This is a genomic window from Nocardia iowensis, from assembly GCF_019222765.1.
In the GTDB taxonomy this organism is placed as follows: Bacteria; Actinomycetota; Actinomycetes; order Mycobacteriales; family Mycobacteriaceae; genus Nocardia; species Nocardia iowensis.
Genome location: NZ_CP078145.1, coordinates 4,614,258 through 4,634,868 on the forward strand (window position 1 = coordinate 4,614,258; position 20,611 = coordinate 4,634,868).

Below are 20,611 nucleotides of genomic sequence, written 5' to 3' on the forward strand. Positions count from 1 at the left end.
TGATCAACGGGACGTGACGGAGGCTCCACTCGGGAAATGTCTCCGCGATGTCCCGTTGATCATGAGGGTCAGCGGGCGCCGCCGTTGACGTAGAGGGTTTGGCCGCTGACGTAGGAGGCTTCGTCGCTGGCGAGGAAGGCGATGACGGCGGCTACTTCGTCGGGTTGGCCGACGCGGCCGAGGGGGGTGCGTTCGGCGACGGATTTCTGGTGGTCCTCGGGGGTCAGGCCGACGCGGTCGGCGGTGGCGGCGGTCATCGCGGTGGCGATGTAGCCGGGGGCGACGGCGTTGACGTTGATGTTGTAGGGGCCGAGTTCGATGGCGAGGGTGGCGGTCAGGCCCTGGATGCCTGCCTTGGCGGCCGCATAGTTGGCCTGGCCGCGGTTGCCGAGGGCCGAGCGGCTCGACAGCGAGACGATCTTTCCGTAGCGCTGGGCCACCATGTACTTCTGCGCGACCTGGGCGCAGTGGTAGGCGCCGGTCAGATTGACCGACAGCACGGCGTTCCAGTCGTCCTCGGAGAGCCGGAAGAACAGGTCGTCACGGGTGATGCCCGCGTTGTTCACCAGGATCTGCGGGTCACCCAGATCGGTGGCGATCTGGTCGAATACGGTGTGGACGGAACCGCGGTCTGTGACGTCGCAGATGTAGCCGCGTGCCGTGCCGCCCGCCCGGGCGATTTGCTCGAGGGTGGCGTCGGGGGTGTTGCGGTCGAGCACCGCGACGGCGGCACCCTCGACCGCGAGCCGCAGCGCGGTGGCCGCGCCGATACCCTGCGCCGCACCCGTCACCACGGCAATCCTGTCGGTGAAACGGTCCATTGGTTCGTTCTCCTCTCCGAACGCGCCCGCTCCGGTCTCGACGCGGCCGACAAGCAATTGGTGTGCAGGCTAGCGACCACGAACCTAACCCGCCGAACCAGGGCGTGAGCCGCCCAACGCATTTCGCCGCCGATCCCGCTGTCCCGGCGGCTATCCGGCGTCGGCGACCGGTCCGAGCTCGTCGGCGAGCCACTGCGGGAATTCGGTGAGGTCGGCGAGGATCACGTCCGCACCCGCGGCGCGGAGTTCGTCGGCGTCGCACGGCCCGGTGGTGACGCCGACCGCGAGGACACCCGCCGTCCGCGCGCCGCGCATGTCGCCGACGTGGTCACCGACGAAGATGTTCGCCCGCTCCTGCCGCAGCACGGTCGCCTTCCCCGCGGACCACAGATCGCCCGCGAGATGGTCGATCCGCCAACCGAGTTCGTCGATGTGCAACTGTGCCAGCGGCCCGTGCTTGCCGGTGACGACCAGCACCCGCCCGCCCCGCTGGTCGATCGCGGCCAGCGCCGCCGCAGCGCCCGGCATCGCCGGAATGCTCGACACGATCGTCGGATACAGCTCGCGATACCGAGCCACCAGCGCCGGAATGAGCTCCTGCGGCGCCCCCGACTCGGCAAGCAGAGTGGCCAGCGGCGGCCCGAGCCGATCAGCGAAGTCGGCGCCACGCACTGGCACATCGAATTCCGCCGCGAGAATGTCGATGGCCCGGCTGACCCCCGGTCGAGAGTCGATCAGCGTCATATCCAGGTCGAAGCCCACCGTCCAGGTCACCCCCCGACCCTATCCGCCGCCCCCGCCGCGACCAGCGAACCCCTCTCCTCGAGCAGGCACCTCGGCTGGCGATGTCAGCCGGTGTCGCACCATCGCCGGAACGCACGCTCTTCCATGATCAACGGGGGTGGCTGCGGCATTGTGCGAGAAGAGGCTCCGTCAGGTCCCGTTGGACACGCGATGTCGGCGCTTCGGCGGGCTGAGCCGCCGCACCGGGCGGCGTTGCTGCGGTGACGAATGCGGCGAGCCATCGATCCTGCTGGCTACCAGTGCGGCACCGGACGCCGCTGGATGGGTAGCCAGGCAGTATTCGCGAGTGGAAATGCTTGGCGGGCAGTGGAGTTCATCGAGGGGCGAAGGTCGGCAGACTGCCCTAGGGTCGAGGCACAGGATCGGAGCGCTGGAGGGCACTATGGGGCATGTCGAGCACAGTGCGACGTGTAAGGCGCCGGTGGATTACGCGTTCACCTATGTAGAGGACTATCGGAACGTTCCGGAGTGGATGTACGGGATACGGCATTTCACCCCGGTGGGGGAGCAGACCTCCGGAGTCGGGTCGGTGTTCGACACGGCGCTGCATCTGGGCCCGACCACGCTGCACCTGCGCACCGACACCATCGAATGGATGGCGGGTTCGCGGGTGACGATGCGTGCGATCAAAGGCATCGAGGGCACGATCCGCTGGGACTTCGCGTCACTGGGTCCGGAAACCACGAAGGTCACCGCCACCGCCGACTACCGGGTACCTGGCGGCCTGGCCGGACGAGCCCTCGATCGCGTGATCCAGGCGTTCATGGGTCCGGCGATCCGGCACACCGAGAAGCACCTGCGCGAGAAGATCGAGACGAGCTACCAGGAGTCACTGCGCGACGGCAGCTGATCCCCACCCGGCTCCTTGCCTCCGTAATCGGGTCCCCGAATTCTTGGACAGTCAGCCTGATTCACGTGGAACCCCGCGTGCAGACGATGAATTACCAAGCCCGCCAACGCCGTTCACGTGCAATTGATGCACCGGACGCAAGTCTGCATCGGGCGCAACGCTGGCCGGGAAGGTGCCCGCGACGGGCGGTTTGCCGCAGCGGTGCGCTCAGCCGAACCACGTGACCAATGCAAACGGCGGCGAGTGCAACGTTGCGTTCCCCGCCATCGGCCATGGCGAACATCGCTGACCGAGTCCTCCAGGCCATGACTCTGTGGCCTGTCCACCCTGTGCCGTAGCTGACGGTTGTGTGTGGTGTGCGTGTTGAATCGGTGGCGTTCACGCATACCGCAGGCACAGGTTGTGCATGGTTCGGAAAGCTGGTTGTTGTCGCGGGGACAGCGGACAACGGGTGACCGTAAAGTTCGGCCCATGGCGTTCCAACTCGACTTGCGGCCGACTCCACCGTTGCAGTTGACGCCGGAATGCCTGGTCCACACCGGGATCGCGCGGCTGTTCGTGACGGGCATGCTTGTCCAGGGCTCCGGCGCCCCACCCGAACCGTTCGGATTCTTCGTCCCCACCGCCACCCCGTTGCCCGCGGCCGCGCCCGAACCGCGACTGCTCGCCGAGGCGCACCTGATGACCGGCATCGCCACCTCCACCTCGGGCAACTTCCCCTTCGGCGTCGAACACGTCCAAGCCAGCTACCTGCCCGACCCGCGCGGCGGCACCGACCGCTGGCTCTACCTCAGCGGCGCCGCCCATATCGGCCGCGAAATCCGCCTCGGTTACCGAGTCACCGTGGTGACCGGATGACCCTCCTGCGCGAGCCGCGGTCGAGCTATCGCCAACGGGACCTAGCTGAGGCGTTTCACGGGTAAGGCATGGATCATGTCCCGTTGATCATGGTGGGATCGGCGTAACGGGACAGGTCCAATCGTGCGATGCGCTGAGGGCAGTGAATTCGAAACGGGCAGCTGGTCCGCAGGCCGCGTGCTTGCCGGGATCACCGAACCCTCGAGCGAGAGACAGGCTAGTGCGAACCCTCTACGTCATCGCACATCCGGAGTCGACACATCACGTCGACGGACTGGTGGGCGGATGGTACGACTCCCCGCTCACCCCGACGGGTTTGCGCGCTGCGGCGGCCATCGCCGAGACACTGCGGACAACAATCCCCGAACAGGCCGATGTCGAATTGTTCTCCTCGGATCTCCAGCGCGCCGCGCAGGCCGCCGAGGTGATCGGCGACATCCTGCACACGACGCCGATCCTCGATCGCAGACTGCGCGAGAAGTCCTACGGCGAGGCCGAAGGCAAGCCCCAGGAATGGCTGCGGCGGCGGTTCGTACCCCCGCCCGCGGTGGGCGAGCGGCTGGCACACGATGAAGGCATAGCGGGAGCCGAGACCATGGCCGCGTTCGGTGCGCGCGTCTACGCGGCGATGGACGTGATCATGGACAGCGATTGCGGCCATCAGGTCATCGTGACGCACGGCGGCGCAATCACTTTCACCGTGGCGGCGTGGACCAGGCTACCGCTCGACGCTCTCGCCTACGCCCGGTTCAACGCCCCCTCGGGCAGCATCACCGAACTCCGCGAGGACGACTACTTCCACAACCGCCAACTCGTCCGGCTCGGCGACACCCGCCACCTCTGAGTGTTCAGGACGTCGCCACCGACGCCGCAGTGCCCTCGTCGACCACAACTCCTGCCGCACGGGTGACCGTCACCCAGGTGTTGTTGACCGCGGCATTGCCGGAGAACGTGTCCGTGAGCGACGGGTCGTGCAGCAGATTGACATTGGCCCCCGGCAGCGCGGCGGCGACGGACCAGCCGACACCGGGCTCCCGATGCCCCCACCCGTGCGGGACGGCAATGGTGCCCGCCCGGATATCGTCACTGACCTCGAGCGGTACCACGATCGAACCGGTGGGGGAGGTGACCGCCACGGGTTCACCATCGGTCAGCCCGCGCGCGGACGCGTCCGCGGAATGCATCAGTGCGGTGCAGCGGTCACGCCCCTTCACCATCGCGGGGACGTTGTGCAGCCAGGAGTTGTTGCTGCGCAAGTGCCGCCGCCCGATCAACTTGAGGTCATAACCGTCCATCGGCGTCGTGATCGCGCTACCGGCGCGGGCGTCATCGAGAATCTGGCGGGCCGCGGCACAGAAATCCTCCGGCGCCAAACGCACCTTGTGATCCCTGGTCCCGATCAGCGAACGCAACCTCGGCCGCAACGGACCCAAATCGATCCCCCCGGCCGAGTCCCGCACCTTACCGACCGTCAACCCCTTACGCCCCCGCCGCAACACCCCATACGGGCCGGTGGCCACCCCGACCGTCGCCAACCGCACCGGACTGAACTGCTCCAACACCCCATTGAGCGCCCGTCCCGTCCACCGCCGCACCGGCAACGGCACCAACTCGGTCACCAGCCGCGCCATGATCTGCCAATCCTCCAGCCCATCGGCGGGCGGATCGAAAACCCGAGCGTCGTAGCGCAGGTTGTTGCGCACACTGAACACCGGGAACAGCAGGTTGACGTCCTCGCGCTCCAGTGGCGAGATCGGCGGCAGAATGATGTCCGCGTGCCGGGTCGTCTCGGTGATGTACATGTCCACGGCGACATAGAAATCCAGCGAATCCAGCGCCGAGCCGAGCCGGCCGCGCTGTGGCGTGGACAGCACCGGATTTCCGGCGTAGGTGATCATCGCCCGGATCCGGCCAGGACCTTCGGTCAGGATCTCATCGGCCAATACCGCGACCGGCAGCTCGGTCCGGAACGACTTGTAGACCCCGGAACGATCCGTCCACGCCCCGTAGGCCATCGGCAGGTATTTCGTGAACCGTGCCGCGTCCACCGGTGGGGTCGCGAACATCTGCCCACCCGCCCGATCCAGGTTCCCGGTGACCGCGTTGATGGTGTTCACCAGCCAATGCGTGAGCGTGCCGGTCACCTGCTGGCACACCCCGATCCGCGCGTACAACACCGCCGACGACGCGGCGGCATGCTCGCGAGCGAGCAGGCGAATGGTGTCCGCGTCGACTCCGGCATGCGGGGCCATCCGCTCCGGTGTCGCCTCGGCCACCAGCTCCCGCAGCTGTTCCCATCCGGTGCACTGCGCGCGAATTGCCTTTTCGTCGCACAGGTTTTCCGTGATCAGCACCCGCAGCATCGCCAGCAGCAGATACACATCACCACCTGGGCTCACCGCCACATGCTGATCGGCCAGCCGCGCGGTCTCGGTGCGCCGCGGGTCGATCACCACCACCTTTCCGCCCCGGCTCCGCACATTCCGAATGCGCTGCTTGGCATTGGGCATCGTGGTGATCGACCCGTTCGACACCGCCGGGTTCGCGCCAAGGATCACCAGCCGATCGGTGCGATCGATATCGGTGACCGGCATCAGCACGTTCGACCCGAACATCCGCCACGCCACGAACTCCTGCGGAAACTGATCGATCGACGACGCCGAATAGAAGTTCTTGGTCAGCAACACCGCACGCAGCAGCGCCCCGTAGATCACCGACGAACTGTGCGCCGCCGGGTTCCCCAGATACATGCCGATCGCGCTCGGCCCGTACTCGCCGCGCACCGCCCGCAGCCGCTGGCCGATCTCCCGGAACGCCTCATCCCATCCGATCGGCTCGAACCCGTCACCCACCCGTCGCATCGGCGTCCGCAACCGATCCGGATCATGATGCAGCCCACCCATCGCCGTCGCCTTCGGGCAGATATAGCCCTGCGACAGCACGTCATCCGGATTCCCCTCGATCCGCGTGACCTGCTCGCCCTCGACGGTCACCAGAATTCCGCAGTGTGCCTCACACAGCGTGCACTGCCGGGCAATGGTGGTGGCACTCATGGGGTTACCCCTTCCGCCGGTTCGCTTGCCAAAGGCTACCAAGCAGACCGTAGGTACCTCTATGCTCACAACCCACCGAATCAGCGCCTTCCGGGCCGCTCACGAGGCGCACGCCGAACCACACAACCAACGAACCCGCCCGTCATGCGGTAAGGGCTATCGACCCAGGGCCGCCAGCACCCTGCGTGCCTGGTGGTCGGCGCCGAGTTGGTTGGGGTGGAACGGCACCGCCAAACCCGGAGGGTTGCTCGACCATGGGACCAGCCCTTCGGCCCACCGGACACCGGGAGGCTGGCACGCATCGTGACCGCTGCTCGTGCTGTATGTGTCGACCAACTCGACGCCCGTGGCTCGCGCGACGCGCGCCAGCATCGCATTCAGCTCGATCAGCTTGCGACCCAGCCAATCCGCGTCGGCATCGGAGATCGGTACGGTCGGGAAACAGCCGGGTCCGGTGGTGACTCCTTCGAAGTAGTCCAGCAGCAGAATCCGCGCCCGCGGCGAGCGCTGCCGAATGCCGTCGATGGTCGCGGTCACCTTCTGTTCTGCCGCGGCGATATTCAGCGACATCTGATCCACGTCGCCGTCCACCAAAGTATCCAGGCACGGCGACAGCGCCGCGTCACCGGTCACGCACTGCTGCACGGTCGCCGCCAACCCCGCGTCGTTGCCACCGATTCCGAGCGTCACCAGATCGGTGGACGCGGTGAGCCGATCGAACTGCGGGGGATTGACCCCGAACGGAACACTGTGCGGGCCGGTCATATGCACCGAGGTCGCGCCACCACATGTCGCATCCCGGAAAACCGGAACAGCCAGCGCGGCCGCGACCTGTTTGGGATAGCTACCCTGGCTCTGCGCGCACGCCAACGGCACGAACTCACCCGTCGCCTGGCTCAGCGAGGCATCCGCGGACCACGAATCACCCAGCGCCACATACTCACCGAACGCCGGAGCCGCTGACGCCACCGGAGCGCCACCGCCCGCCGTCACCATTGCCGCTGCCGCACAAGCGATCACAACTCGCGCCGTCTTGCCCACCATGCCTCCACACCAACCAGCCCGACCCAACTGGACATACGCCCAGCGCTGGTGAACCTAACATCCGCCCACCCACGGGCAATCTCCGGTCATTCCAGCGCTATCCGGTGCAGTCCACGCCACCTCGCCGCCGCTTTCTCGCGGCCCTGGTTTCGGCGCTGGCCGTGACCACCACCGGATGCATCGGTGCGGCGATCAAGTCTTGCGGTCACGCCGGTTTCGCGGCCTCGCCCGCGCGAACCCACCTGCAATGCGGGTTCACGCGGGTGTTCATGGCAGGCAGCGGATGAGAAGGTTGCGGATTTGTTCCCCGGTGGGTGGGATGTCGGTTGCCATGCCGCGCAGGGTGATCCCTTGGGCGGTGTCGGTGAGCAGGGCGGCGGTGTCGGGGTCGGTGTAGTGGGCGTACATGGTGCGGGTAGCTTCGGTGAAGCGGTCGGCGATCGGTCGCAATGCGGGACGCCGAATGGCGGCGACGTACAACTCGAGTTGCACGGTGGTGATCGTGCGTTCGGTAGTGAAGCAGCCGATCAGGGCGTCCGCGGTCTGATCGATGATCTGCTCGATCGTCTTCGCGGGATCGGTCCGCGGGATGGCGGCCATGAGGGCGGCGTAGTCGGCGACGCAGATCTCGAGGGCTGCGGTGAGCAGATCCTCTTTGTCCTTGTAGTGATAGGTGGTGCCCGCGATCGGAACGTCGGCGGCCTCGGCGACCGCGCGGTGGGTCAAGCCCTCCACGCCCCGTTCTCCGATGACTTGAATCGCGGCGTGCGCGATGCGTTCCCGGCGGTTCGGATCGAATCGGCGTCGGCGCACTGGTTTTGCGCTCTGTGCGACCTCGGCCATTTTTCCTCCACCGCAGCTGTCCGGACTTTCCGATACCTTCAGGGTACGTATGTACCTAGTGCGATTTGGCTCATATCGGCTTTTCTCGGACTTGCCCATAGGGTACAACTGTACTTAGCGATACCGCTGTTCGACGGAGCCCACCGATCGGCGTCACTGCCGATCGGTCACCGATTCGGACAGTGGTTTGCCCGGCCTCCCGCAGGGTGCGCCCGCGGAACACGAACCCGTGTTTCGCTCCGATCGAGTTCGAGGTGATGACTTATTCCTTCCCAGGCCAAGTAGCCGTTGTTCCGGCACTGACCCGTGAGCCGCCGAGTGCGTGCTCCGGTCATGTCGTGGACGGCTTTTCCCGATGGCCTGGGACTTTGTCGTACCCGTTTCCACTCTCCTGTGCGCAGTTGGCGTACGTGGCCCAGGTCTGCCCGTATCCCTGACCAACTGTAAGAACAGGAGGTTTTCGTGTCTTCGGAAACCCTTGACACCGCCCGCGCCCGCAGTTCCACCGGCGCTGCGGGCCGCGCGCTCACCATCACGCTGATCGTGGTGCTGGTCGCCGAGTTGATGAACGCGCTCGACGGCTCCATCGTCTACACCGCGCTACCCTCGATCCAAGCCGATACCGGCGCGACAAGCGCTGCGGTGCAGTGGATTCCGGCCGCATACACGCTGGTGTTCGCCCTCGGGCTGATCACCGGTGGGCGACTGGGTGATATCTATGGCCGCAAACGGGTCTTTCTCACCGGCACCGCCGCGTTCACCGTGGCCTCGCTGCTGTGTGGCCTCGCGACCGGACCTGCCATGCTGATCGGCGCTCGCGCGCTGCAAGGTGCCGCCGCCGCGGTCATGGTGCCGCAGGTGCTGGCCACCCTCTACATCAGCTTCGACGGCGAAGCCCGAGCCAAGGCTTTCGGCCTCCGACCGGCCCGCGCCTGAGCCCACCGTCGTTCCCCTCCGCTCCTTCCCGGAGGGGAACGACGGCTCGCCGCGTGCTTCGGCACATTCCAGACCTCTTTGGCGTCCTCCGAAATGGAACATCCATGATTCGAGTGCTGATCGCCGGCAGCCTACGACTGCCCCGCGAAGCGATGGCCACCGTCCTGTCCGGCGTGCCCGGCATCCAGGTGGTTTCACAGGTGTCACTGGGCACCGAGGTAGTGCCAAGCGCGCTGCGTACTCGGCCGAACCTCGCGCTGTTGGACGCTGATCTCGCAGGGCTGGAAGGGGTTTCGGCCGCCGTGCAGCTCAAGTCGGTCTTACCGTCCTGTCGTGTCGTCCTCGTGACGCCGCCGCACCGGCCCGATCTGTTGAAGTCTGCCTTAGGGGCCCAGGTGGAGGGGCTGCTGAGCAAAGCGGCGTCGATAGGTGCATTGACCGACACCGTGCATCGGGTCGCCCACGGCGAGCGGGTACTGGAGCCACACACGGTCGCCGAAGCCCTGCGTGTGCCCGGCAACCCGCTCAGTGCCCGCGATATCGACATTTTGCGCCTTGCCGCGCAGGGACGCACTCCCGGCGAAATCGCTGCGACATTGCATCTTTCGGCCGGAACCATCCGCAACAACCTAGCGGCCATCAACCACAAACTCGGCACCCGCAATCGCATCGAGGCGATTCGGTTGTCCACCCAACGAGGGTGGATCTGAACGGCCGCGCATTGTGCACCGGGTCGCCGCCCGACCAAGGAAAGTCACCATGTCACACACCCGATTCATCTACCGCGAAACCACCCCCGCCGACCAGCAATTCTTGGCGGAGATGCTGATCGAGGCGACCCAAGCCTCCGGTCACCTGCTCACCCTCGACGACTTGCCCAGCACCGCCGAGTCCTACCGCTATGTCGCGGACTGGGGCAAACCTTCCGACCTCGGGGTCATCGCCCACGATCAGCACGGCATACCCGTCGGCGCGGCGTGGGCGCGACTGTTCGACCGGTCGGCTCACCGGCGTTCATCGACGACCACACCCCGGAGTTGACTATCGCCACCGCCGCGACCGTTCGCGGCCAAGGACTGGGAACTGTTCTGCTACAACGCCTTCAGGACACCGCCAGACAGTCTGGGCTGCCCGCACTGACGCTGGGAGTCCATCGCGACAACCAACCCGCGCAACGGCTCTACCGCAACGAAGGATGGACACCCCATACGACGGCAGGCGAGTACACCATCCTGGTCAAACACCTCAATTGAATCCGTGGTCGGGGAGTGGGTCAGTACACACCTTCAGGCGCTGCCGGTTCTGCTCAATTCGCCGAGTAGTGCCCAGGTTCGCTCCTCGTCGCGCGTCGACCCTATCGCGGTCAGCGCGAAGATCAGTTCGCCAACGCCGGCCTCGGCGTAACGGGCTACCGCGTCGGCCATGGTCTGCTCGTCGCCGATCACGGCCAATTCCACTGGATGGGAGACTTTCTCACGGTCCAGCAACGCACGGTATGTCGGCATCTCGCCGTATCTGTGCATCTGTTGCGCCGCGCGATCACGGGCGGCGGCGACGTCAGCGGTGACTACTCCGCCCACCATGCCGATCACCCGAGGTGTCGGCCGAGCGGCTGCCGCCGCGTGTCGAGCAAGTGTTGGGATGGTGAAGTCGGCCAGGGTGTTGGGACCGGTGAGGAGTGGGAGCGCGCCGTCGGCGAGTTCGGCGGCGACCTGCAGGGTCAGCGGACCCGAAGTGGCCAGCAGCACGGGGACCGGTGCGTGGACCGTCGGCATCATGCTGCGGGTCGGTGATTTGGCCACCAGCGTCTCGCCGCTGTGGTCGACCGCGCCTGTGTGGAGCAGATCCCTTAAGGCACTGAGGTATTCGCGTAGGTAGCGGATGCGCGGGTGCGTGTTGCCGTAGCCGGCGGCGATCTCCGGCAGCGACAAACCGAGGCCGAGTTCGAAGCGCCCGTTGCCGGCCGCCTGCGCTGTTTGCGCCTGCATGGCCAGCGCGTTGGGGTGGCGTGGGTGGATCGGGACGATCGCCGTCCCGACCGTGATGTCGGGCAGTTCCCGCCCGATCAGCGCGGCAACTGTCAGTGCGTCGTAGTCGAACCGCTGGGTCAGCCAGACCGCGGGCACGCCGAGCGCGGCCAACTTGCGGGCCTGGTCGAGCAGGTAGTCGACGGGATTCACCCCTGGGGTGAGCTGGTTGTAGTAGTCGGTGGGCAGGGCAACGCCGATTCGCATACCAACAAAAGTACACCAAGTTTACTTATCTACTCGGTTTACATTTGGCTACACTGCTGACATGACCCCCGAGCCGGGCCTGCGCGAGCGCAAGAAACAACACACTCGCGCAGCCATCTCCGACGCCGCGCTGCGGCTCTTTCTTGCCGATGGATTCGACGCGGTGTCGGTGGTGGACATCGCCACCGCCGCGGAGGTGTCCAAACGCACACTGTTCAAGTACTTTCCGTCCAAGGAGGACCTCGTCGTGCACCGGTTCGCCGACCACGTCGACGAGGCTGCCCGCGTGGTACGAAGCCGGGCACCCGGACAGGTGCCGTTGGCCGCCCTGCGAGCCGCGTTCCGCGCCGGGCTGGACCACCACGAACCCAGCACCGGCCTGTGCGATGCGCCCGAGGTGCTGGCCTGCTACCGACTGGTACTGAATACCCCGGCGCTGACCGCGCGCCTCGCCCAGTTCCTCACCAGCGGAGAGGATGCGCTCGCCCGGACACTCGGGCCGCCAGGGGAACTGGACGCGCGGCTGGCGGCGAGCGCGATCATCGCGGTGCAGCGCAACCTCAGCGAGGCCAACTGGCACGCGCTGGCCAATGGCCAGACGGCAGCACAGCGGCATCCGGTGGCGGTCGGCGAGGCAGAGCGCGCCTTCGAGCTGCTGGACAGGGGTATCGGCGATTGGTTCCAGGTTGCCTGACCTGCTGCCGCAGCTATGGACCAGTCAGGTGGTTGCCACCAGGATCTGTTCCGATTCCGCGGGCTGGAGCCCGTCGGCACGGTCGGCGAAGTAGTGGCGGGTCAGCTGGCTGGGCGAAATATGCTGGGCTGCAGCGAAACCCGCCTCCTTGGCCAGCGACACGATCTCGTCGGGGCGGAAGAAACTGATGAACGGAGTGCCCGATGCGCGGGCGCCCTGTTCAGCGAACCGGCGCAGCCGCTGTTCGTCGGAATCGACGAGTCCGAGCGGCAGCATGAACGTCGTAGCCAGCGTGGAGCCGGGCGCCAGCGTCGAAATCTGGCGGAGGGTGGCGATATTCGTCTCCCGGGTGAGGTACATGGAGACGCCGGTGGATGCCACGACCGCCGGTCGGCGCGGGTCGAAACCGGCGGCCGTCAATCGCTCCCACCACGAGTCCACCTCGAAATCGACAGGTACCAGCCGCAATCGGTCCGGAACGCCGAATCCGAGTTCGGTGAGGCGTTGCCGCTTCCATGCCTGCGGGCCGGGCTGATCGATCTCGAACACCGTCAGCCGCGCGGCCAACTCGGGCCGGCGCTGCGCGAAGGTGTCCAGTCCGGCGCCGAGGAGAACGTACTGATCCACGCCGCGGCCGACCTGTTCGGCGAGCAGATCCTCGATGAAGCGAGCCCGGGACACGACGCCCGCGCGCATCGGGCTGGTGGTCTGCGGATCCATATCCGGGCGATCCCGCCAGCCGTCCTCCGGCGCCGCCAGCCGCAGCCCGATCTCGTCGTCGAAAACATAAGGGGGTGCATCGATCTGCGTATGCAGTGCCCGCCACAGCGCAACCCGGACCGCGGTGTGATCCGGGGCGATCATCTGCTCGCTCGGCATCACACTCACTCCTGGCCCGGCGCCTGCAGATTCCACAGCCGCCCGTCCGGGTCGCGGACGGTCATCTCCTGGGTCCCGTAGTGGGTCGCCTCGAAGTCGGTGACGATGTCGACATCGCCGCCGGGGCGATTGTGCGTGTCGGCGACCTTCACCACCAGCAGCGTCCGCGGATCCTGGGTCGGTGGGACCTCGGCCACGAAGACATAGGGGCCGTCACCGCTACGGAACTGGCCCGAATTGTGGTCGGTCTCGAACTCGACCTCGAAACCCAGTTCCTGTAGAAACCTGGCCTGCTTGCCCCAATTGTGGGTCTCCAGGAACACGGCCTCGATGCCCTCGGTCTTCATATCAATCCTTTCCTGACGGTGACTGCGGGCGGGTGTCGTCGAGGTAGGCGCGCAGCGCGTCGGCCACCAGCGCCGACAGCGACATCCCCGACTCGATCGCCCGGAACTTGACCTGCTTGATCAGCCCGAGCGGCAGGTAAACGTTGAACTGCTTCACTTCCTCTTCGCCCACAAGCCAATGCTAGCATACTAGCAAGCTAGCGCCCAGGCGCGATCCGCGTACCGTTCTTGCTCGGCTGCCGACAACTCCCATGCCGTCGGAGGTGACCCAGTGGAGAGCGCGGTGAGCAGGTACGAGATGTTGAACTCGCCGCTGACACGGAGTTCGTCGAGGATCTGAACGCGCTGTCCGGGACCGGCCCGGCTTGCTCGCGTCTCTCAGCGAAGTCGCTCAGCCAGCCGCGCGCGCAGCGGAGAATAGTCGTGGTCAGGGAAGAGATCAGGGAACGCGGCCAGCATGATTCGCATATTCGTCGCCGGTCCGTGGAATTCGTCGTTCTTCATGTCCACATCGGCGAACAAATATTGCCACCCATGTGCCCCTTTGGTGACAAGGAGAGCGTCAAGGTACTCCCGGTAGTTCAAGTCGAGTCGGAAAGTACCGCGAGTGCCGTGGTAGTACCAGATCTCCGGGGTGGTGACGCCGGGCTGGATGCGCAGTGCCGCCATCGTACCGACCCCAGTCCTGGGCTGGCTGTCGAATACTCGCAGCTGTGGATAAAGGTGACGTTCGAACTCGGTGCTGTCTTCGGTCACCAAATGCTTCGCGGTGGCGAACATCGCCGCCCCTAGGTGCCGAACCGAGAATTCACCGCTCAGATAGGTGTCCTCGAGGTAGATGCCCCAGTGGCTGGACACGCCCTCGAACCGCAGAAAGCCCTGCTGGAGTTCCGGATCGAGGATCAGCCCATGCAGCTCGGCCAACCTCGCGAAGGTCGTCGGCACATCCCCGTAGATCTTCTCGACCGGGCCTCGTTCTTCGAAATAGACTTCGATGCCGCGAGCCTGTTGGAGTTCGTCGAGTAGTTGCATGTAGCGCTGCTCCTGCGGGGACAGGTCGGTCACGTAGGCCTCTTCCTATTACGCGTACGAATCGTTGAAGACGGCCAGCCACAGGAAGTCCCGGTAGAACGCGCCGAGGCCGGTGCCGCCGTCGAGCGCGCGGCACCGGCCGGTCGAACCGAACCCTCAGCCGACCCAGTTACAGAACGTCGACTTCTGACCGAGCAGGCACGGGAGCCACGCCGAGCCGGAGGCCAGCGAATTCGCCGAGCCGGACGGCGAGATATCGGCCACCTGCTGCGTCTCAGCGCTGGCGGTCGGAGATTCGAGGGGGAGGCCCTGCCCCGCCATCGCGGGCGCCGCCGCGTACACCGCGCCTGCCACGGCCGCACCGACCACCAGAGACGAAACCCCAAAACGCTTCATTGACACTACCTTTCACAATCAGTGCACTCCGTGCGCGCCCAACGGTAGCGACCTGATCATCCGTTGAAACGCCGTCAATTGCCGTGCCCACGCCGCTGGTGGCACCACCAACTCGGCGCGCAGCGCCCGGGCCGATCCGTCGAATGCGCGCTTATGTCGATGCCCCGTTGTCGACCTGCGGCGCGTCCTTGGGGCGGCGCAGGCCCGACAAGATGACGTCGGCGGCGATCTGCCAAGCGCTTCCGGCGTTGATCGCGGCGGCGAGACCGACCAGCAATCCGTAGTAGGTGGCTGTCGTGACTTCGGTACGCAGCACCTGCGCCGCCTGGGCTCTGGCGACCAACTCGGCCAGGCCCGCCGCGAATGCTGTGTCCTCTTCGTCCGACAACTGGGATTTGACGGACTCATCCATCAGCAACCTGCGCAGACCTGGTTCGCGGCTCATCATCTCGCCACACCACCGGACGTGGTCGGCGACAGCTCCCCATGGATCGGTGATCGATAACGAACGCCCGAGGGTCGCGTCCCGTTGGGTGGCCCATTCGTGCGCCATCGCCGAGACGAGCTGCTGTTTGGTGGGGAAGTTGCGAAACACGGTGCCGATGCCGACACCCGCCGCCTCGGCGATCGCGCGCATCTCCAGGCCGGTGCCGTCGGCGGCGAAAGCAGCGCGCGCAGCGTCCAGGATGCGCTCGCGGTTGCGACGCGCGTCGGATCGTTCACGTTTGGCGCTGTTGCTCGTCATGCAACCAGTTAACCGGATCCAGAAATCCGGTTCCACTTGATCTACCTGAGGCGCTCCGATAATGTGGAATTGGAGTTCCGGTTCCGATTTAGCACAGGATAGGTCGATCAATGCATGTGACTAGGCATATACCGCTCGTAGCCCTACTCACCGGAGTGGTGCTAGCGATGGTTGGGTGCGGAGCCCAGGGCGGGGGAGACAGGGATCGTCCGCAAGCCCAGCAGTCGGTCAATGACGGAATTCAGCGCCTCATGGCGGCGCTCGATCACCGCGATCTGGAAGGGTTCGTTGCTGAATTCCATCCCGACGCGGACTTTCACAACCCGATCGGCATGGTGCTGCACGGGCGGGCGGAGATCAGGTCGCTGCACGAGAAACTGTTCTCGCCACAGCCCCCGCCAGGCTTCCCGAGCTTCGTCGGCACCTCATCGACAGGCTCGATCCAGTCCGTGCGAGTGCTCGGTAAAGATGTCGTGGTCGTCGACTGGCAATGGACCCAGCAGGGCGCGCGCACCAGCGCAGGCGACTGGCCGGACCGGCAAGGAACGAACACGACCGTCTGGACGCGGGAGAACGGGAAATGGGGAGTCACCGCATGGCGCGACAAGGATTTCCCACCCGGCTACCAACGGCCTCCAGGGTTCTGAACCACCGAAGCACACGCCGCATCGGCCCAAGAACGCCACGGACGAGCCGCAACGGTGCGTTGCGAAGGCCGGCGCCGAACGGTGTGTCTCGGGCCGAGCGCGTGGTCCAGGTCGGTGGAAATGGCGGCAGGGATGACAGCGCCGGGGAGTGAGTGTACAGTCACTCACATGACCAAGCGAGCCACTCTCTCGACAGCCGAGATTCGGCGCGAGGCTGTTGTCGACGCGGCGATCGAGGAGTTCGCACGCACCGGCTACCACGGCACGCCCATCGCCAACGTCGCGACCAGGGCCGGGATTTCCCCCGCCTATGTGTTCAAGCTGTTTCCCGGCAAGACCGCCCTGTTCGTTGCGGCGCTGGATCGCTGTTTCGAACTGGTGGAGCAGGCCCTGGCCGCCGCAGCCGCGACCGCCGCGGGCTGCGCTCCGGAGGAGGTTCTGTACCGGATGGGCGGCGCGTACGCCGACCTCATCGCCGACGACAAGCTGCTGATGCTCCAGGTCCATGCGCAGTCGGTCGCTGAGATCGCCGAAATCGCCGACGCCATGCGCCAAGGGCTCGCGCGAGTCACCGAAATGGCCAAGGTGCGCTCGGGTGCCGGAGACGAACAAGTCCAGCGATTCATGGCCTTCGGGCAACTCTGCCATCTCATCACGACGCTGGACATCGACGACCACCAGGGCACCTGGGCAGAAATCCTCACCGCCGGAATCCGTCATCCCAACAGGCCCGAGACCCGCCACAAGACCTAGCCGCCAGAGGCGCTCGACGATCTGTGAACTCGCGCGTCTCTCATTCGCTCAGAGTGATTGACCAGTCACACACTATAGGAGAACCCGTGACTCGCGACACGACACAGACTGTCACCACCGTGGAGGTCGTCCTGCCCCCTCGGCCGCGTCTTCGACCTGGCCGTCGCGGGCCGGATACGGACCCGGGCGGCTGCTCGAATTCCTTGTCGGAGGTGGCCGAGGCGATGCGACTCGCCGAATCCGGCACCGTCGTCGGCAAGGTGGTGCTCGAGTCATGAGCGTTTCCACCAGCCGGTCGCCGGTCTTGTCCGCAGGGCCGTCCCGGCACGCACGCGCTACGGTACTCGCCGCGGCCGCGCTGACGATCATGGCGGCCGCGATCATCTCCCCGAGCCTTCCCGGCATGCGCACCGAGTTCGCGGCTACCCCGGGTGCGGATCTGCTGGTCCGTCTCGCGGTCACCGTCACCTCCCTGGCCATCGCGGTAACCGCGCCGATCTCGGGCCGGATCGCCGACCGGTTCGGATATGCACCACTGCTGGTTGGCGGCTTGCTGCTGTACGCCGTGAGCGGCACGGCGGGCTACTTCCTCGACGAGTTGCCCGTGTTGCTGGTCAGCAGGGTCGTGCTCGGCATCGCGGTCGGCGCAGTGATGACCGCCGTGAGCACTGCGCTCACGCACTGGTACGACGGTGCGCGGCGGGCGCGATGGCTGGGTTGGCAACAGGCGTCCGCCAGCCTCGGCGGTGTCGTGTTCCTGCCGTTGGCGGGCCTGCTGGCCGCCATCGACTGGCGGGCTCCGTTCTGGATCTACGCGGTCGCCGCGGTACTCGCCCTGGCCGCCACCACCGCGCTACGCGATCAACGTCGCGATCACCAGCCGGCGCCATCATCGGTGCGCCGCCCCATGCACAGCAGGACCCGCCCTGTCCTGGGGATCTACGCCTTCGCCTTGGCCGCGACGCTCGCGTTCTACATGGCGCCAACGCAACTACCGTTCCTGCTCGCCGGTGACGGCGTGAGTCCCGCCGCGATCGGCACCGTCATCGCGGGCAGCACACTGACCAGTGCGGCGGGGGCGCTGGCGTTTCCGGCCTTGCGAAGTCGTTTGTCCTCGGCATCGCTCACCGGGTTCAGCATCGCGATGCTGGGGGTGGGGTGGATTGTCGTCGGCACCGCGGCATTTCTTCCGCAGGTGATGGCGGGACTGCTGATCGGCGGATTCGGCGTCGGCGTGGTCGTACCGCATCTCAGCTCGAGACTCGGCGACCTCGCTGCGCCCGAGCACCGGGGACGGATCCTCGCCGGGCTGGTCACCGCGATATTCCTCGGCCAATTTCTATCCCCCTTGCTCCTCGCCCCGCTGGTATCGGCCCTCGGAACAGCCGGTGCCTTCGCCGCCACCGGCATCACACTGCTCGCCGGCTCCGCGGTCACCCTCGTCCACGGACGCAAAAAGAACACCACTCAGAAAGGTTCAGAAAGATGATCTACCACGGCAATCGCTTCACCATCAAACCCGGCACCCCCGCCGAACGGCTCGAGCAGGCACTGGAAAGCTTGCGCAACCAGGGACGCCAGATCCCATCGGTACGGCACTTCACCGTCGGACCCGACTACGGCGGCGAATACGACTACGGCGCGGTCTTCGCCATCGATGATCTCGACGGCTACTGGGAATACCTCACCCACCCCGCCCATCTGCACACCGACCGCATCGGACTGCCTCTGGTGGACAAGTTCATGTCCTTCGACATCACCGACGACCCCGACCCCGAGATGGGCGCGAAGATCGCCGCGCTACACCAGCGGCGCTACGACAGCGACCCCGAACTCACCCGACTGGTCACCGATCTCGGCGAATACCAAGGCAGCGCAGCCCCCGGACAACACCACGACCAATAGCTACGCACCCGACCCGGACCGAACGGCACCCGGCACCCGCCACATTCAGGCGAGGGCCGGGTGCCACGAGGCGCTTCTCACGCCCCGGATAACCGTCTCCAGTTCTGCGATCGCCTCCGGGAGGTGGCGGCGCCGTGTGGTTATGGCACAGCGGGTTTCAGGAGCTGCTGCCTACGTACGTGCTACCACCACCGCCTCAAGGGACTACCACTCTGACCGCGAAATCATCCCAGGCGATCGGTGCGAGGCATGCGGTGCCGACCGGGGATTCCGGTGGGTGCCATCCCGCCGAGACCGCCGGTCGACGGCGCGTCCGCTGGGTTTATTGGCTTGCCTGTCTCCGAATGCACCGCCATCCTCGTGCAATGCAAACCGAACGGTCACCGGCACTGGCGCCCGGGATCACCCCGCCCGAACGAATCATCTTGGACGAGCTACTGATTCGCCGATGGCAGCCAGCAGATCTCCTGCCGCGATGGAAGGCGATGACCGCATCGTTCGATCACTTACGCCCATGGTGGGACGACAGCCTCCTCGATCTCGCGACAGTGGACGGCCAGCGCACCTACGGGGAACAAGCCATGCGCTGGCCAACCGAGCGAGGATCCTTCCGCTACGGCATTTTCGACCTAGCCGAGACCGTGCTCGGCGGCGCGGACCTGCATGACAGGATCGGTTACGGCGCAATCGAACTCGGCTACTGGTGCCACGTCTCGCACACCGGGAACGGCGTGATCACCCGCGCCGCGGCGGCGCTGACCGAGATCGCCCTCGCCCTACCAGCCATAGACCGCGTCGAAATCCACTGCGACGCAACCAACACCCGCAGCGCCGCCGTGGCCCGCCGGATCGGGTTTCGCCTCGATCGGATCGGACCGCGCGAGAAGACCGCTCCCGCCGACTCCGGCCGAGCGATGTGCTGGATCAGGCACCGCCCAGCGCGACCGGGGTCATGAGCGGAGCCGATCAGGTCTGTTGACCATCGCGGATGCCGAGAGGCGCAGCGTGTCGATGTTCGGAATCAGCGTGTCCCGGATCGCGGTAGGCGGTGGACAGTGAAAGCGCACGCAGTAGACACAACCAGCCGATTCCACCGATCACCATGCGGCCGTAATTCAGTCGGGTCCACCAAGTAACGAAGGAGTCGATGCGCTCGGGTGACCACGAGCCCCCATCGGACTGGAACGTCAGCATCTGCGGGACGAAGTAGCCGTAGCTGATCGCGGCGTACCCGCACATCACGGCCGCACCGGCCAGCCACCAGGAACGGTTGGGCGCGGTGGAGCGCCACGCGAACACCAGATTCGCTACTGCGGCAACCGCGACGACCGGCGACACGAACGGCCAGAACGCGCGTCCCGCACGGTGCATCCCCGACTCGTTCATTCCGTCGAGCACCTGGTCGGGTGGCAGGTCGGCCCACAGCGAAACGACTGCGAGCTTCTCGTACCAACCGGCCCCGAACTGTATGCCGACGAATATGACCAGAAGCCACAGGAAATAGACATCGACTCGTCGCATGGCGGCTTTCATGCCGACCATCGTCTCTGTGCAGCGCCGATCGCCGCATCCGGGCCGAGCCCCCAATTGATTGCGGGAGTTTTCCCTGAGTTCTCCCGGAATATCGACGATCTCGTCGTCTACCGATTCACGACCGATGATCAGATGTCACAACCCGATGAGCCGGGCCCGCTCAGGCACTCGACAGCCACGGAAGCATTGAGGCGCGACTTTCCCACGCGCCCTTACCTTGTCGTCACAGTGACGTTT

Annotated in this window: 27 protein-coding genes; 14 read left to right on the forward strand and 13 right to left on the reverse strand. The window is 66.0% G+C overall.

The genetic code is table 11. The annotated features are described in order from the left end of the window. Positions 1–68: 68 nt before the first annotated feature. Both fabG and KV110_RS21330 read right to left on the reverse strand, forming a co-directional pair. Positions 69–821, reverse strand: coding sequence for a 3-oxoacyl-ACP reductase FabG (fabG, locus tag KV110_RS21325; RefSeq protein ID WP_218469046.1), 753 nt, complete (start codon positions 819–821; stop codon positions 69–71). 150 nt (positions 822–971) lie between these two features. Further along, on the reverse strand, positions 972–1,595 hold the full coding sequence (locus KV110_RS21330; RefSeq protein ID WP_218469047.1) for an HAD family hydrolase: 624 nt from the start codon (positions 1,593–1,595) through the stop codon (positions 972–974). Between the two features lie 412 nt (positions 1,596–2,007). On the opposite strand from KV110_RS21330, the gene KV110_RS21335 reads away from it, so the two are divergent. From KV110_RS21335 to KV110_RS21345, 3 genes are all read left to right on the forward strand, one after another. Continuing rightward, complete coding sequence (locus KV110_RS21335; protein ID WP_218469048.1) at positions 2,008–2,475, forward strand: SRPBCC family protein; 468 nt, start codon at positions 2,008–2,010, stop codon at positions 2,473–2,475. Between the two features lie 471 nt (positions 2,476–2,946). Then, positions 2,947–3,333, forward strand: a complete 387-nt coding sequence (locus KV110_RS21340; protein WP_218469049.1) for a hypothetical protein — start codon at positions 2,947–2,949, stop codon at positions 3,331–3,333. Between the two features lie 220 nt (positions 3,334–3,553). Then, on the forward strand, positions 3,554–4,177 hold the full coding sequence (locus tag KV110_RS21345) for a histidine phosphatase family protein (RefSeq protein WP_246633885.1): 624 nt from the start codon (positions 3,554–3,556) through the stop codon (positions 4,175–4,177). 4 nt (positions 4,178–4,181) lie between these two features. Here the strand turns inward: KV110_RS21345 and KV110_RS21350 are convergent, their stop codons facing one another. The 3 genes from KV110_RS21350 to KV110_RS21360 all read right to left on the reverse strand — a co-directional run bounded on the left by KV110_RS21350 (position 4,182) and on the right by KV110_RS21360 (position 8,273). Next, positions 4,182–6,386, reverse strand: coding sequence for a molybdopterin oxidoreductase family protein (locus tag KV110_RS21350; RefSeq protein WP_218469050.1), 2,205 nt, complete (start codon positions 6,384–6,386; stop codon positions 4,182–4,184). A 156-nt stretch (positions 6,387–6,542) separates the two neighbouring features. Then, on the reverse strand, positions 6,543–7,430 hold the full coding sequence (locus tag KV110_RS21355) for an SGNH/GDSL hydrolase family protein (protein ID WP_218469051.1): 888 nt from the start codon (positions 7,428–7,430) through the stop codon (positions 6,543–6,545). Between the two features lie 267 nt (positions 7,431–7,697). Beyond that, positions 7,698–8,273, reverse strand: coding sequence for a TetR/AcrR family transcriptional regulator (locus tag KV110_RS21360; RefSeq protein WP_218469052.1), 576 nt, complete (start codon positions 8,271–8,273; stop codon positions 7,698–7,700). 462 nt (positions 8,274–8,735) lie between these two features. Between KV110_RS21360 and KV110_RS21365 the strand changes: the two genes are divergently transcribed. The 4 genes from KV110_RS21365 (at position 8,736) to KV110_RS21380 (ending at position 10,462) form a co-directional block, all read left to right on the forward strand. Then, positions 8,736–9,209, forward strand: coding sequence for an MFS transporter (locus KV110_RS21365; protein WP_246633886.1), 474 nt, complete (start codon positions 8,736–8,738; stop codon positions 9,207–9,209). A 104-nt stretch (positions 9,210–9,313) separates the two neighbouring features. Further along, positions 9,314–9,919 carry a response regulator transcription factor gene (locus tag KV110_RS21370; RefSeq protein ID WP_218469053.1) on the forward strand — a complete coding sequence of 202 codons (606 nt, stop codon included), beginning with the start codon at positions 9,314–9,316 and terminating at the stop codon, positions 9,917–9,919. Between the two features lie 49 nt (positions 9,920–9,968). Further along, on the forward strand, positions 9,969–10,250 hold the full coding sequence (locus KV110_RS21375; protein ID WP_218469054.1) for a hypothetical protein: 282 nt from the start codon (positions 9,969–9,971) through the stop codon (positions 10,248–10,250). Next, on the forward strand, positions 10,247–10,462 hold the full coding sequence (locus KV110_RS21380; protein ID WP_218469055.1) for a GNAT family N-acetyltransferase: 216 nt from the start codon (positions 10,247–10,249) through the stop codon (positions 10,460–10,462). Before KV110_RS21375 ends, KV110_RS21380 begins: the two co-directional genes overlap by 4 nt. Before the next feature lie 33 nt (positions 10,463–10,495). Here KV110_RS21380 and KV110_RS21385 read toward each other — a convergent pair whose 3' ends face one another. Then, positions 10,496–11,443, reverse strand: coding sequence for a TIGR03564 family F420-dependent LLM class oxidoreductase (locus tag KV110_RS21385; protein WP_218469056.1), 948 nt, complete (start codon positions 11,441–11,443; stop codon positions 10,496–10,498). A gap of 61 nt (positions 11,444–11,504) precedes the next feature. Between KV110_RS21385 and KV110_RS21390 the strand changes: the two genes are divergently transcribed. Further along, positions 11,505–12,137 carry a TetR family transcriptional regulator gene (locus KV110_RS21390; protein ID WP_218469057.1) on the forward strand — a complete coding sequence of 211 codons (633 nt, stop codon included), beginning with the start codon at positions 11,505–11,507 and terminating at the stop codon, positions 12,135–12,137. 24 nt (positions 12,138–12,161) lie between these two features. Here the strand turns inward: KV110_RS21390 and KV110_RS21395 are convergent, their stop codons facing one another. The 6 genes from KV110_RS21395 to KV110_RS21420 form a co-directional block, all read right to left on the reverse strand. Beyond that, positions 12,162–13,001, reverse strand: a complete 840-nt coding sequence (locus KV110_RS21395) for a class I SAM-dependent methyltransferase (RefSeq protein WP_393539679.1) — start codon at positions 12,999–13,001, stop codon at positions 12,162–12,164. A gap of 20 nt (positions 13,002–13,021) precedes the next feature. Next, positions 13,022–13,363 (reverse strand): VOC family protein, encoded by a 342-nt coding sequence (locus tag KV110_RS21400; RefSeq protein ID WP_218469059.1) that lies wholly within the window; start codon positions 13,361–13,363, stop codon positions 13,022–13,024. Position 13,364: 1 nt separating this feature from the next. Next, positions 13,365–13,535 carry a ribbon-helix-helix domain-containing protein gene (locus KV110_RS21405; RefSeq protein WP_218469060.1) on the reverse strand — a complete coding sequence of 57 codons (171 nt, stop codon included), beginning with the start codon at positions 13,533–13,535 and terminating at the stop codon, positions 13,365–13,367. Positions 13,536–13,741: 206 nt separating this feature from the next. Then, on the reverse strand, positions 13,742–14,428 hold the full coding sequence (locus tag KV110_RS21410) for a hypothetical protein (RefSeq protein WP_218469061.1): 687 nt from the start codon (positions 14,426–14,428) through the stop codon (positions 13,742–13,744). 123 nt (positions 14,429–14,551) lie between these two features. After that, positions 14,552–14,791 (reverse strand): hypothetical protein, encoded by a 240-nt coding sequence (locus tag KV110_RS21415; RefSeq protein ID WP_218469062.1) that lies wholly within the window; start codon positions 14,789–14,791, stop codon positions 14,552–14,554. Positions 14,792–14,942: 151 nt separating this feature from the next. Next, complete coding sequence (locus KV110_RS21420; protein WP_218469063.1) at positions 14,943–15,536, reverse strand: TetR/AcrR family transcriptional regulator; 594 nt, start codon at positions 15,534–15,536, stop codon at positions 14,943–14,945. 167 nt (positions 15,537–15,703) lie between these two features. Between KV110_RS21420 and KV110_RS21425 the strand changes: the two genes are divergently transcribed. From KV110_RS21425 to KV110_RS21450, 6 genes are all read left to right on the forward strand, one after another. Beyond that, positions 15,704–16,183, forward strand: a complete 480-nt coding sequence (locus tag KV110_RS21425; RefSeq protein WP_281427825.1) for a YybH family protein — start codon at positions 15,704–15,706, stop codon at positions 16,181–16,183. 168 nt (positions 16,184–16,351) lie between these two features. Continuing rightward, positions 16,352–16,936 (forward strand): TetR/AcrR family transcriptional regulator, encoded by a 585-nt coding sequence (locus tag KV110_RS21430; RefSeq protein WP_218469065.1) that lies wholly within the window; start codon positions 16,352–16,354, stop codon positions 16,934–16,936. Between the two features lie 86 nt (positions 16,937–17,022). Further along, complete coding sequence (locus tag KV110_RS21435; protein ID WP_218469066.1) at positions 17,023–17,214, forward strand: hypothetical protein; 192 nt, start codon at positions 17,023–17,025, stop codon at positions 17,212–17,214. Continuing rightward, entirely contained in the window at positions 17,211–18,425 is a 1,215-nt protein-coding gene (locus KV110_RS21440) for an MFS transporter (RefSeq protein WP_218469067.1), read from the forward strand. The genes KV110_RS21435 and KV110_RS21440 overlap by 4 nt, the downstream gene beginning before the upstream one ends. Beyond that, a complete protein-coding gene (locus tag KV110_RS21445; RefSeq protein ID WP_218469068.1) occupies positions 18,422–18,841 on the forward strand; it encodes a Dabb family protein in 420 nt (139 codons plus the stop codon). Before KV110_RS21440 ends, KV110_RS21445 begins: the two co-directional genes overlap by 4 nt. A 365-nt stretch (positions 18,842–19,206) precedes the next feature. Beyond that, positions 19,207–19,797: a GNAT family N-acetyltransferase gene (locus KV110_RS21450; protein ID WP_218469069.1), complete on the forward strand. Its 591-nt coding sequence runs from the start codon at positions 19,207–19,209 to the stop codon at positions 19,795–19,797. Positions 19,798–19,807: 10 nt separating this feature from the next. Here KV110_RS21450 and KV110_RS21455 read toward each other — a convergent pair whose 3' ends face one another. Further along, entirely contained in the window at positions 19,808–20,374 is a 567-nt protein-coding gene (locus KV110_RS21455; RefSeq protein WP_246633887.1) for a DUF1772 domain-containing protein, read from the reverse strand. Positions 20,375–20,611: the final 237 nt, after the last annotated feature.

Excerpts from the sequence above, each read along its gene's own strand:
- fabG (WP_218469046.1), bottom strand. The coding sequence starts at position 821 with ATGGACCGTTTCACCGACAGGATTGCCGTGGTGACGGGTGCGGCGCAG.
- KV110_RS21335 (WP_218469048.1), top strand. The coding sequence starts at position 2,008 with ATGGGGCATGTCGAGCACAGTGCGACGTGTAAGGCGCCGGTGGATTAC.
- KV110_RS21340 (WP_218469049.1), top strand. The coding sequence starts at position 2,947 with ATGGCGTTCCAACTCGACTTGCGGCCGACTCCACCGTTGCAGTTGACG.
- KV110_RS21350 (WP_218469050.1), bottom strand. The coding sequence starts at position 6,386 with ATGAGTGCCACCACCATTGCCCGGCAGTGCACGCTGTGTGAGGCACAC.
- KV110_RS21355 (WP_218469051.1), bottom strand. The coding sequence starts at position 7,430 with ATGGTGGGCAAGACGGCGCGAGTTGTGATCGCTTGTGCGGCAGCGGCA.
- KV110_RS21360 (WP_218469052.1), bottom strand. The coding sequence starts at position 8,273 with ATGGCCGAGGTCGCACAGAGCGCAAAACCAGTGCGCCGACGCCGATTC.
- KV110_RS21370 (WP_218469053.1), top strand. The coding sequence starts at position 9,314 with ATGATTCGAGTGCTGATCGCCGGCAGCCTACGACTGCCCCGCGAAGCG.
- KV110_RS21375 (WP_218469054.1), top strand. The coding sequence starts at position 9,969 with ATGTCACACACCCGATTCATCTACCGCGAAACCACCCCCGCCGACCAG.
- KV110_RS21385 (WP_218469056.1), bottom strand. The coding sequence starts at position 11,443 with ATGCGAATCGGCGTTGCCCTGCCCACCGACTACTACAACCAGCTCACC.
- KV110_RS21390 (WP_218469057.1), top strand. The coding sequence starts at position 11,505 with ATGACCCCCGAGCCGGGCCTGCGCGAGCGCAAGAAACAACACACTCGC.
- KV110_RS21395 (WP_393539679.1), bottom strand. The coding sequence starts at position 13,001 with ATGATCGCCCCGGATCACACCGCGGTCCGGGTTGCGCTGTGGCGGGCA.
- KV110_RS21400 (WP_218469059.1), bottom strand. The coding sequence starts at position 13,363 with ATGAAGACCGAGGGCATCGAGGCCGTGTTCCTGGAGACCCACAATTGG.
- KV110_RS21415 (WP_218469062.1), bottom strand. The coding sequence starts at position 14,791 with ATGAAGCGTTTTGGGGTTTCGTCTCTGGTGGTCGGTGCGGCCGTGGCA.
- KV110_RS21420 (WP_218469063.1), bottom strand. The coding sequence starts at position 15,536 with ATGACGAGCAACAGCGCCAAACGTGAACGATCCGACGCGCGTCGCAAC.
- KV110_RS21425 (WP_281427825.1), top strand. The coding sequence starts at position 15,704 with ATGGTTGGGTGCGGAGCCCAGGGCGGGGGAGACAGGGATCGTCCGCAA.
- KV110_RS21430 (WP_218469065.1), top strand. The coding sequence starts at position 16,352 with ATGACCAAGCGAGCCACTCTCTCGACAGCCGAGATTCGGCGCGAGGCT.
- KV110_RS21440 (WP_218469067.1), top strand. The coding sequence starts at position 17,211 with ATGAGCGTTTCCACCAGCCGGTCGCCGGTCTTGTCCGCAGGGCCGTCC.
- KV110_RS21445 (WP_218469068.1), top strand. The coding sequence starts at position 18,422 with ATGATCTACCACGGCAATCGCTTCACCATCAAACCCGGCACCCCCGCC.
- KV110_RS21450 (WP_218469069.1), top strand. The coding sequence starts at position 19,207 with ATGCAAACCGAACGGTCACCGGCACTGGCGCCCGGGATCACCCCGCCC.
- KV110_RS21455 (WP_246633887.1), bottom strand. The coding sequence starts at position 20,374 with ATGAAAGCCGCCATGCGACGAGTCGATGTCTATTTCCTGTGGCTTCTG.